Origin of the sequence: Paenibacillus methanolicus (assembly GCF_008124765.1) — a bacterium.
GTDB lineage: Bacteria > Bacillota > Bacilli > Paenibacillales > Paenibacillaceae > Paenibacillus_Z > Paenibacillus_Z methanolicus.
This window is the reverse complement of record NZ_VNHS01000017.1, coordinates 95,002-106,015: the sequence shown is the minus strand read 5'-3', so window position 1 is coordinate 106,015 and position 11,014 is coordinate 95,002. Positions and strand designations below refer to the sequence as shown.

Here is an 11,014-nt window from a genome sequence, read left to right as displayed (position 1 = left end):
TGATGACTCTATTATAAAGCAAAAAAGGTACAGCCTCTTCAAATTTCTTGAAGGTCTGTACCTTTTCCTACGAGACGGACTTTTTCAGTGGCCCCCCTGAGTGGCGCGGAGTTTTGCTTTTTATTGGTGATTTTCTATTATTTCACGTAGAGACGGGCGGTTTCTTCCCAAATCTCGCCCGGGGCGAGACTGAACAGGCCGATCTGGTCTCGCGGCAGGTCGACATGCGGCGCGTTGACGAGATTGATCTGCGGCTCCGGGCAGAAGAACCCTTCGGTCGCGCCGTTGTTCCAGATCATCCATTGCTTGTAGGACGTGCCGACGTCATAGACGAGCGTGACGCCCGCTTTGGTGTCGGTCAGCTCCATCCGGTTGCGGCCGTTCTGCGGCACCGCCGTGTAATGGTTGTCCATCTCGCCGAAGAATGGATAGACGCCCTCGTCGCGAAGCGCGATTTCGTCGGCAGTCAGCGGCTGGTAGGCGCCGGTCGGCAGCATGCGCTCGCTTAGCTCCCAACGCTCGCCGATCGTCAGCTTCACGCGATAGTCCTTCGCATCTCCGTCCGGCACGAACGGCGCATTAATCGAAGTATGGAAAGCGAACAGGCACGGAAGTTCGGAATCGCCGTCGTTCTGGACGAAGATGTGCTGGGACAGTCCGTTTGCGCCGAGCGAATAACGCAGCTTGATCGTGAATTGGTGCGGCAAATACGTATAGACCGGATGGCCTTCCGCGACTTGCAAGGCGGCTACGACGTAGCTCTCGGTCTTCGTTTGGCCGAAATCTTCGATCTCCCAAGGCGTGTCCGCCACGAAGCCGTGCAAATGGTTGCCTGTCGACGCTTCGTTAACCGGGAATTGATACACGTTGCCGTTCCACGGGAATTTGCCGTCCTCGTACCGGTTAGGCGGGTACAGAACCGGAATGCCGTGAATCCAAGGCTTGGCTTTAAAAGAAGCAAACTCTTCCTCGGTCGGCTCGTGCAAGAAGCGGTTGCCATTCTCCACGTCGCGGAAGGCGATCAGATTGGCGCCGATCTCCGGAAGCAGCGCCGCCTCGTAACGGCCCGCGCGCAAGTAAATGGCGCGTTCGCCTTGATAGGATCCCTCGTAAGCTTTGATTTCGCTCATATGTATACGCTCCTTTTGTTGACTTGCTCGAATCTCGTACAACTCTATTGCCTTGCGGCGCGCCGCCGCTGTGCTCCTCTACTAGATTACCAAAAAGCGCGAAAACAATGAAGCCGTTCTGAACCACGGATTATCTCGCCTCTCCCGCGGGTAATCACCGGATATTCCGTGACATCCACGAATTCCGGAGGGAGGCTGCTCCATATGAAACGATCTTCCGCGCTGCTGCTAGCCCTTAGTCTGCTTACATTCGCGATCGCGGCTTCGCCGACATACGGTCCAAGCGCGACGCTCGCCGCGCAATCGCCTCTAACCGATCCCGAATGGACCCGGCACCGGCTCGTCGCGCATGGCATGGGCGAAATCAGCGGATACACGTATACGAATACGCTGGAGGCGTTCAAATCGAACTATGCCGATGGTTATCGACTGTTCGAAGTGGATCTGCAGCTGACCGCCGACGGCTACCTCGTGACGCGCCATGACTGGCAGCCCTATCTGTACGGACTACTGGGACAAATTCCGCCCGAAGCCGGCCGGCGCGGCCTGCCGCTGACCCGCGCAGAAGCGCTCTCGCTGCTCGTGCATCATGCGTACCAGACGCTTGACTTCGAAGGGCTCCTGAATCTGCTCCGGCAATATCCGGACGCGGTGTTCATCACCGATACGAAAGATACCGATCCGGCTATCGTGCGCCGTCAATTTCGGGCGATGAAGGAAGCCGCCGAGCATGAACCTGAGCTGCTAAGCCGTGTTGTTCCTCAGTTCTACGACCAAACGATGTATGCCGCGATCGAATCGGTCCACAAGTTCGATTCGTATATCTATACGCTCTATATGTCTCCGGATACGGAATCGCAGACGCTGTCGTTCGTCCGCGACCATCCGCGCGTCGCGGCCGTCACGATGCCGGAATCGATGGCGCAAGCGGATTTCCTGCAGCGGTTGGAGCAAGCGGGCGTACATGCCTACATCCATACCATTAATGACACAGCCGCAATGATCCGATACATGGACCAAGGCGCGCACGGCTTCTACACGGATCGCATCAACGAACGGCAGCTGGCGAGCGCGAAGGCTCCTCCACCGTCTTATTGGACGCTGTTGGCGAAGGCCGCGCGGCAAATCTATGCCGAGCGTGCAGCTTCGTTATGGCCGCAAGCATGGTTCTAAGCACGCTTGCGGGCGGAGGAGCTGCTCCGTTGCGCTTACAGCCGAACGACCCGCCGAATTTGAATTCGGCGGGTCGTCCATGCTTCACCTAAGACTGGCGCAAATCCAGCCATTGGATCTCGCTTGGCGTCAGCGTCAGATCGGCCGCCTCGCGGCAGGAGCGCATCTCCGCTTCGTTGCGCGGACCGATAATCGCCGCCGACGGGAACGATTGATTCAGTACGTAGGCAAGCGCGATCTGAATGGTTGCCACGCCTTTCTCCTTCGCCAGCTGCTCGGCTCTGCGATAGCGTTCCCAATTGTCGTCGTTGTAGAAGACGCGCACGAGATCGGCGTCCGAGCGGTCGTCCGGCGTGAACCGGCCGGTGAAGAAGCCGCGCGCCTGCGCGGACCAGGAGAACAGCGGCAGCCCGCTCTGCTCGTGCCAAGCCAGCGATGGAGCGTCAATGCTGACGCAATCGCTCCAATACGGCTCCTGCGCCTTGGCCAGGCTTAAGTTCGGGCTGCTGAACGAGAAACCGCGAAGCCCGTGCTCCTCCGCGTAGCGGGCCGCCTCGGCAAGCCGGACCGTCGTCCAATTCGATGCGCCGAACGCGAGGATGCGTCCTTCTTCGGCAAGCTCGTTCAGCCATTCCAGAATCTCGCCGACCGGCACGTTCAGGTCGTCGCGATGAAGCGCATATAAGTCGACATAATCGGTACGGAGACGTTCCAGGCTGATGCCGAGCTCCTCGCGAATCGCGTCTCTGGACACGCGCGAGCCGTGTTGGTTCGGATGCGCGCCTTTCGTCCAGACGTTGATGTCGCCGCGGTTACCCCGCTCCTCCAGCCACATGCCGATCGCCTGCTCGCTTTTGCCTCCGCAATAGATATACGCCGTATCGATCGTATTGCCGCCGATCGCGGTGAACGCGTCGAGGTTCGTCCGCACCAGCTCGTAAACCTCCGGCGCGAAATAATCCGAGCCCATGATTAACTGCGATACGCCTTGCTTCAATCCCGCCAGTTCGATCTTCTTCATCGTATCCGTCGCTCCTCTCGCCTCTTAAAGAGTTACCCGGGAGCGCGTATAAGCCGACTCCAGGCAAGCATCGATCACCTTCATGTTCGCCACCGCGTCTTCAGGCGCGAACCTAGCTTGCTTCTCGCCCCATACGACGCGCGCGAAGTCGTCGGCTTGAAGCGAATATTGATTGAGCGTCGGTTGTTCTTCCACGCGCGTGCCTTCGCCCGTATGTACGAAGAAGTTCGAACCAAGGAAAGCGGACGGCAGCTCGATGCGTCCTTGGGTGCCGAGTACCTCGAGCGTATTGCGGAACGCCGCCCACATGCCGCAGTCGAACGATAGCGCCACGCCGTTGCTAAATTCCAGAATACCCGCGGCCATCATGTCGACGTTGTCGTGCTCCGGAGACAGCAGTGCGTGAACGGAGGCCGCGACCGGCTCTTCGCCCAGCAGCAGTCTCGCCGCGCTGATCGGATAACAGCCGACGTCGTAAATCGAGCCGCCGCCCCATTCGCGCTTGTAGCGGACGTTGCCGGAATCCGCAGCGTTGTTGAACGTAAACGTGCCGTGAATACCGCGGATGTCCCCGATTTCGCCGGAATCGATAATTTCCTTCACCCGGGCGTATGCCGGATGGTAGCGGTACATGAACGCCTCGGCGAGATGAACGCCCGCGCTGCGGCTGGCATCCGCCATGCGCTGCGCTTCCGCCGCATTGAGCGCGATCGGCTTCTCGCACAGCACGTGCTTGCCCGCTTCGATCGCCTTAATCGTCCACTCCATATGTAAATGGTTCGGCAGCGGAATGTAGATCGCGTCGATGTCGCCGTCAGCGAGCAGCTCTTCATAGCTGCCATAAGCTTTCGGAATGCCGAGCGTCTCGGCCGTCTCTTGCGCCTTGGCCAAGCCCCGGCTCGCGATCGCGGCGACCTCGCCGGTCTCCGATTGCTGTATACCCGGAATAACGGAACGAACTGCAATACCTGCGCATCCAATAATGCCCCAACGAAGTTTACGGCTCATGCGTGCACCTGCTTTTCTTGGTTTTGGCACCATTATAGTCCAAGAAGGGGGCAGGATTATATAGAACAATATGGCGTATTCATATCAGATTTTGGGACGTCCAGATTGGTTTCCGCTCGCGAGAGGGAGCGGAGCATGCTGGCAACGTCCAGATTGGTTTCCGCTTACGATCGGGAGCGGAGCATGCTGGCAACGTCCAGATTGGTTTCCGCTCGCGATCGGGAGCGGAGCATGCTGGCATACGCTTGTCCGCGCACGGGCAAGCCGCCCGGCGCACGCTCCCATGAATGGCGGGCCGGGCGGCTTGCGGCATGGTCATGGACCAGCAAATCGGTTAGTTCCATCTGGATCCGCCGGGCTTCGGGCACGTGCCGGCCTGCAGCTTGGCGCGTACCCGGACGAAGCATCCGCAGTGGGCGCAAGTGGAGCCGTACTGCAGATCGGCGCAGGCCGCGCAGCTCGCCAGCCGCGCCTCGTATTGTTCAAGCGAAGCGCAGCTCTCCGGATGGCGCGCCAGCTTCTCGATCATGCGGTCGATCTGCGCCTCCGGCACATGGACGCTGTCCCGGCAGCCCTTGCAGCCTTCCGGCCGGCTTGCGAGCGCGGACATCCGGCGTTACCCGATGCTTAGCACCGCGACGGAAGCGGCCGGCAGCGTCGCGCGCAGGATGCCGTTCTCGAAGCGAATGCCTTCCATCGCGACCGGCGCGACCGCGTTAGGCGCGTCGACCGTATTGTGCGCGTGCATGTCCGCCGCGTGCAGCACGCGGCCGGAAGCGGACGCCTGCGCATCCTTCAAGCCGCGCAGCTCGATCGTAATCTCCGCCGGAGCTTCGTGACTGACGTTGCAAAGGCTGATGTTCAGCTTGCCGTCCTGGCCGCGCGATGCGGTTGCGCTAATTTGGTCGAGCGTCTGGCCGTTCAACTCGTACGAAGCGGAAGACTTCGACAGCTCGAGCAGCTCCGCATCCTGATGCACCTTGTACATTTCGAAGACGTGGTAGGTCGGCGTCAGCGCCATTTTGTCCCCTTCGGTGAGGATGACCGACTGCAGCACGTTGACCGTCTGGGCAATATTCGCCATGCGGACGCGGTCGCAATGCGCGTTGAACACGTTCAGCGATAGTCCCGCGACCAGCGCGTCGCGCATCGTATTCTGCTGGAACAGGAAGCCCGGATTCGTGCCAGGCTCGACCAGGAACCACGTTCCCCACTCGTCGACGATGAGGGCGACGCGCTTCTGCGGATCGTATTGATCCATAATCGCGCTGTGCTTAGTGATCAGCTCGTCGATATGCAGCGCCTTCTTCATCGTCTCGAACCATTGGCTCTCGTTGAAATCAAGCGCGGATTGCTTCTCCTCCCAGCTGCCCGGGATCGTGTAATAGTGAAGGCTCAGGCCGTCCATCATCCGGCCGGCTTCGCGCATGAGCACCTCGGTCCAGCGGTAATCGTCGATATTCGGACCGCCCGCGATGCGATAAATTTTGTTGTCGCCGTAATTGCGCACGTACGTCTGGTAGCGACGGTATAGATCCGCGTAGTATTCCGGACGCATGTTGCCCCCGCATCCCCAGTTCTCGTTGCCGACGCCGAAGAACTTCAGCCGCCACGGCTGCTCTTGGCCATTCGCGCGTCGCAAGTCCGCCATCGGCGATTCGCCGTCGAAGGTCATGTATTCGACCCACTCGGACATCTCCTGAACCGTGCCGCTTCCGACGTTGCCGTTGACGTACGGCTCCGTGCCGAGCAGTTCGCATAGCTTCATGAACTCATGAGTGCCGAAATGGTTATTCTCCACGACGCCGCCCCAATGCGTATTGACCATCCGCTTGCGGCCTTCGCGAGGACCGATGCCGTCCTTCCAATGGTATTCGTCGGCGAAGCAACCGCCCGGCCAGCGCAGGTTCGGAATACTAAGCGCTTTAAGCGCTTCCAATACGTCATTGCGGATGCCGTTCGTATTCGGAATATCCGAATCTTCTCCCACCCAGATGCCGCCATAAATACAGCGGCCCAGATGCTCCGCGAAATGCCCGTAAATATGTTTGTTGATTGTCCCCTTCGTCAAGTCGGCGTTAATAACGATATGATTGCTCATGCCAAGGATCTCCTTTAACTGTAAATTGGATTAATAAAATGACTAACCGATTAACATATTATGTACATGAGCTAATTAAACCATAAACCCATGCCTTATTGCAATGACAAAATTAGCAATCGATTCACGAAAACATTAATCCGACTGTTACTGAAACCCTGTGAACACAATTTCATTTCCTAGGAAATAAACAAGTGTCGGGAAACGGAAAACAGCCGGGCAACCTAAGGCCGCCCGACTAGATGATGACATTCGTATTGAAGCGTTGCTCCCGAACGTACGTGCCCGCAAAATTAACGTTTGTCTAACTAAAGGCTAAATTGCATCCGCACTGGTAACCCAGTATACGCCGCCAATCTCCGTTTGGAACGTCTCGCTGGTCTTGACTGAATTTCCTCCCGGCAGAAGGACGGATAGTACACCGTCATACCCGATGCTGCACGCCGAACCATGGGTCGATTCGATTCGCGCTTGCGCGAGCTTGCCCTCGCGCCACTCGATATCGACAATGAAGCCGCCTCTGGCCCTCAAGCCGGTCACCTTGCCATCCTTCCAAGCCGATGGCAGCGCAGGCAGCAGCTCGATCGTATCGAGATGGCTCTGCACCAGCATCTCGGCGATGCCGGACGTGCCGCCGAAGTTGCCGTCGATCTGGAACGGCGGATGCGCGTCGAACAAGTTCGCATACGTCGAACGCGAAAGGAGAGTGCGAACGAAGCGGTGCGCGTTCTCGCGCTCGCGAAGTCTGGCGTAAAGGTTAATCAACCAGGCGCAGCTCCAGCCGGTATGTCCGCCGCCTTGCGCGATGCGGGAAGCGAGCGACGCGCGCGCGGCCTCCGTGAATTCCGGCGTATCGCGATCGTTGATCGACGTACCCGGATAGACGCCGTACAAGTGCGAGACGTGCCGATGTCCCGGTTCTTGCTCCTCATGAGGCAGCGACCACTCTTGCAGTCGGCCGTCTTCGCCGATCGTAAGCGGCGCCAGCTTAGCTAGCGCGCGTTCGAGCTCGCCGCGCAACGAGGCATCCGCGTCCAACGTCTCGGCCGCACGGATCGTACCTTGGAACAGCTCGCGGATAATCGTCAAATCCATCGCCGAGCCAATCGTCACGCTGCACGGCTCGCCTTCTTCCGTAACGAAACGATTCTCCGGCGATGTCGACGGCAGCGTCGTCAGCGTTCCATCCTCGTTCTCTTGCAGCCAATCCAAACAGAAGAGCGCCGCTCCCCGCATGAGCGGATAAGCCGTCTTCGCCAAGAACTCCGCGTCCGGTCTGAACCGGTAGCGCTCCCACAGATGCTGGCTTAGCCAAGCGCCGCCGAGCGGCCAGAACGCCCAGCTCGGATCTCCGCTCGCCGGCGTCGAGACGCGCCACAGATCGACGTTATGATGCGCCGTCCAGCCGCGCGCGCCATAGTGAATCGCCGCCGTTCGCGCGCCCGTCCGGCTTAGCTCTCCGATCAAGTCGAACAATGGCTCGTGGCATTCGCCAATGCCGCCCAGTTCGGCCGGCCAGTAATTCATTTGCGTATTAATGTTCGTCGTGTAGTTGCTATTCCACGGCGGCTGGATGTGATCGTTCCAGATCCCCTGCAAGTTCGCCGCCTGCGTCCCCGGACGGGAGCTGGCGATGAGCAAATACCGGCCGTATTGGAACAGAAGCGCCTCTAGCGCCGGATCGCTTGCTCCTCCCTGGTAGGCCGTCAGCCGCTTATCGGTCGGCAGCCGATCGCCTTCGCTTGACCCATTGCCCAGCTCCAAGCTCACGCGGCGGAACAACATGCGATGGTCCTCGATATGTCTGCGTCTCAATTCGTCGTAGGCGATCCCGGCAGCGGCCGCCAGCCGCGACGCGCACCGCTCGAGCTCCAAGCCAGAGCCCGGAACGGGCCGGCCGTCGTAGCCGATGAAGTCGGTGGCGGCGCTCAGCAAAATAAGCGCATGGCTAGCGCCTTCAATGACGAGGCTGCCGTCCTTGGCCGCGGCGAGCCGCCCGCCGCTCAACTGCACGCTTAGCGCAATGGCAAAGGACAACCCGCGCTCCGTCTCGTACAACACCGCCTGCGGGTGATCGCCCAGGTAGTTGTCCGCGACATGGCTCGGCGCCCTGCCGCGCAGAGTCAGTTTGCCGGTTCGCGCTTCTGCTCCGGTTGTCTCCGCTTCGACCGAGAATCGCAGCTTCGAGCTTAACCGGATGCGAGCGTTAATGGTTCCCGCGCCTTCGGCTTCCATACGAACGACCATCGCCCCGTCAGGATGGCTGACGAACGCCTCACGTCTATAAACCGTCTCGTTCTCGTCGCGGAATGCCGCGAACGCTACCCCCGTGTCCAAATTCAACTCTCGCCTATATTCGGCATGTCCGCCCGCGACGGATTGATCGATCCACAGATCCCCCATCGCCAAATACGCTTCCGAACGCGGACCGAGCATGCCGTCGCCGATCAGTTTCTCCGCTTCGCGGAAGCGTCCCTCGCGCAGCAATTCCCGGGACCGCTTCAAATGGCGTAGCGCCTCGTAATTGTTCGTATCGCGCGGAAAGCCCGACCATAACGTGTCTTCGTTCAGTTGAATCCGTTCTTGCCCGACGCCGCCGAACACCATGCCGCCCAGCCGGCCGTTGCCGATCGGCAGCGCTTCTTCCCATGACTGCGCCGGTTGCTCGTACCATAATTTTAAATCGTTCCCCGGTTGCTTCACGCGGTTTTTGCCTCCTCAGTTCTTCCTCATTTTTCCACTGGTTCTATATTGGCAAAAAAACCTCCAACCCGCAATGCTCGGTTGGAGGTTTTGATCCTGCTGCGCTGCCATGCGTCAGCGCAATCGGTTAAGCTCTATTTGCCGCTCCAGAGCTCTACGCGCTGTTGTACCAGTTCTTGGCGCAGATCTTCGGCTTTCTCGACGTCTGCCGCTTCGATTTCTTTCATGTAGGCATCCCACACTTTGTCGAAATCGGCCGGCTTCGCCAAGATTGCTTCCGGAATGCGTTTCCACGTGATGCTCTTCAGCTTCTCGTCGAGAATCGTAATTTCGCTGTCGCCCGGAACCGGGATGTTCCATGCCGCGCCCCAAGGCTTGACTTTGAACTCTTCCTCTTTCGGGAACAGGTCTTTCCAAGTCGTCGCTTTGTAAGCGGCCAGTACTTCTTTCTCCACGTCGTTGTAGCTTGCCACGATTTGCTCAGGGAAGTTCGTCGTGTAGTAGTTGCCCGATGGATCTTTCACGCCGTCGCCGTAGTGAGGACCGATCTGATTGTATTGCCCGATGCCGGATTCTTTCTGGAAGTTCGCGGCGTCGTTGATTTTGCGGTCGTTCACTTCGGCCGGAATGACGCGTTTGCCGTTCTCGACTTTGTAATGCTCGCCCTCGATACCCCAGTTAACGAGCACTTGACCTTCATCGGAAGCCAGGTAGTCCAAGAACTTAATCGCGCGAACCGGATCCGGGTTCGTGCTGGAGATCGCGACGCCATAGCCGCTCAGGAAGCCGGTCGGCTGGAAGGATGCGTCTTTGAACTCCTCGGTCAGCGTTACCGGATAGTGGCCGTAGCCTTGGTCGAATTTGCCTTCGGCTTTGAGCGCTTTCTCGCCGTCCGCATAGTCCCACTCTTGGTCGATCAAGCCGAGCACGCGGCCGGAAGCGACTTTCGCTTTGTATTGGTCATACTTTTGCACGAAGCTTTCCGGGTCCAATAGACCTTCCGCGTTCATATGGTTCAGCCAACGGAAGTATTCTTTCTCTTCCGGACGTCTGAAGTGGTACGTCACTTCTTGCGTATCGATGTCGATGAAATATTCGCCGTCGTCGGAACCGCCCGTCGCGAGGAAAGCCGGGTTCGTGACGGAGATGTACATGTGCCAGTCATCCGCGTTCAGCGTCAGGCCGATGTTCGGGTTGCCGTTCTCGTCCTTCGGATGTTTGGCCAAATATTGCTTGATGGCATTCTCATAATCCTTAACCGTGCGGATTGTCGGGAAGCCGAGTTCTTTCACGACGCGGTGCTGCAGCTCAAAGCCGCCGCCTGCGGTGAAATAGGTTTGGTCTACGCCCGCATTCGTCGGAATGACGTAGATCGACTTGTCATCATTGCTGTAACGAAGACGGTTCATTTCTTCGCCGTACAGCTTCTTGATATTCGGCGCGTGTTTGTCGATGAGCTCGGTCAGGTCGATTACGGCGCCGGCGTCAACGAATTTGTTGATGCTGTTCTTCGCCGCGATGAGATCCGGGTAGTCGCCGCTTGTCGCGATGAGCGCGGATTTCTGAACCGGGTCGCCGACGGCGAATTCCGCGTCGAGCGTGATGCCGGTTTTCGCCGTGATGGCTTTGCCGACCGCGTCCTGCATGTTGGCCCAGTTCGGGTTAACGTCTTCGCTGTAGTACGATAATGTAAGCGGAGTCAAATCTTCGGACGCCGCGTTGTTGCCTTCCGCCGCCGTGTTATTGCCGTTCGTCGCGCCATTGTTCGTACCGCCGTTGCCGGCGTTGTTGTTGCCGCCGCAGCCTGCGAGCAGTCCGGCTACCATCGCGGTCGCCAACACTACGCCAGTCCACTTTCTCTTTTGTGTCATCGTGTAA

General features: G+C 58.7%; 8 protein-coding genes. 1 reads left to right on the top strand and 7 read right to left on the bottom strand.

Features of this window, described 5'->3' with window-relative positions:
- Positions 1 to 137: 137 nt before the first annotated feature.
- Positions 138 to 1,130: an aldose 1-epimerase gene (locus tag BCM02_RS32635; protein WP_148933312.1), complete on the bottom strand. Its 993-nt coding sequence runs from the start codon at positions 1,128 to 1,130 to the stop codon at positions 138 to 140.
- 204 nt (positions 1,131 to 1,334) lie between these two features.
- Here BCM02_RS32635 and BCM02_RS32630 point away from each other — a divergent pair, with 204 nt between their 5' ends.
- A complete protein-coding gene (locus BCM02_RS32630) occupies positions 1,335 to 2,303 on the top strand; it encodes a phosphatidylinositol-specific phospholipase C/glycerophosphodiester phosphodiesterase family protein (protein WP_148933311.1) in 969 nt (322 codons plus the stop codon).
- Between the two features lie 88 nt (positions 2,304 to 2,391).
- On the opposite strand, the gene BCM02_RS32625 is transcribed toward BCM02_RS32630, so the two are convergent.
- The 6 genes from BCM02_RS32625 to BCM02_RS32600 all read right to left on the bottom strand — a co-directional run bounded on the left by BCM02_RS32625 (position 2,392) and on the right by BCM02_RS32600 (position 11,007).
- On the bottom strand, positions 2,392 to 3,324 hold the full coding sequence (locus BCM02_RS32625; protein WP_148933310.1) for an aldo/keto reductase: 933 nt from the start codon (positions 3,322 to 3,324) through the stop codon (positions 2,392 to 2,394).
- Between the two features lie 24 nt (positions 3,325 to 3,348).
- Positions 3,349 to 4,332 (bottom strand): Gfo/Idh/MocA family protein, encoded by a 984-nt coding sequence (locus BCM02_RS32620; RefSeq protein ID WP_148933309.1) that lies wholly within the window; start codon positions 4,330 to 4,332, stop codon positions 3,349 to 3,351.
- A 334-nt stretch (positions 4,333 to 4,666) separates the two neighbouring features.
- Positions 4,667 to 4,942: a DUF6171 family protein gene (locus BCM02_RS32615; protein ID WP_148933308.1), complete on the bottom strand. Its 276-nt coding sequence runs from the start codon at positions 4,940 to 4,942 to the stop codon at positions 4,667 to 4,669.
- Between the two features lie 6 nt (positions 4,943 to 4,948).
- The gene (locus BCM02_RS32610; protein ID WP_148933307.1) at positions 4,949 to 6,433 is read right to left on the bottom strand and encodes an alpha-N-arabinofuranosidase; all 1,485 of its coding nucleotides are present in this window, start codon (positions 6,431 to 6,433) and stop codon (positions 4,949 to 4,951) included.
- 315 nt (positions 6,434 to 6,748) lie between these two features.
- Positions 6,749 to 9,136: a glycoside hydrolase family 95 protein gene (locus tag BCM02_RS32605; protein WP_148933306.1), complete on the bottom strand. Its 2,388-nt coding sequence runs from the start codon at positions 9,134 to 9,136 to the stop codon at positions 6,749 to 6,751.
- Between the two features lie 134 nt (positions 9,137 to 9,270).
- Positions 9,271 to 11,007, bottom strand: coding sequence for an ABC transporter substrate-binding protein (locus tag BCM02_RS32600; RefSeq protein ID WP_148933305.1), 1,737 nt, complete (start codon positions 11,005 to 11,007; stop codon positions 9,271 to 9,273).
- Positions 11,008 to 11,014: the final 7 nt, after the last annotated feature.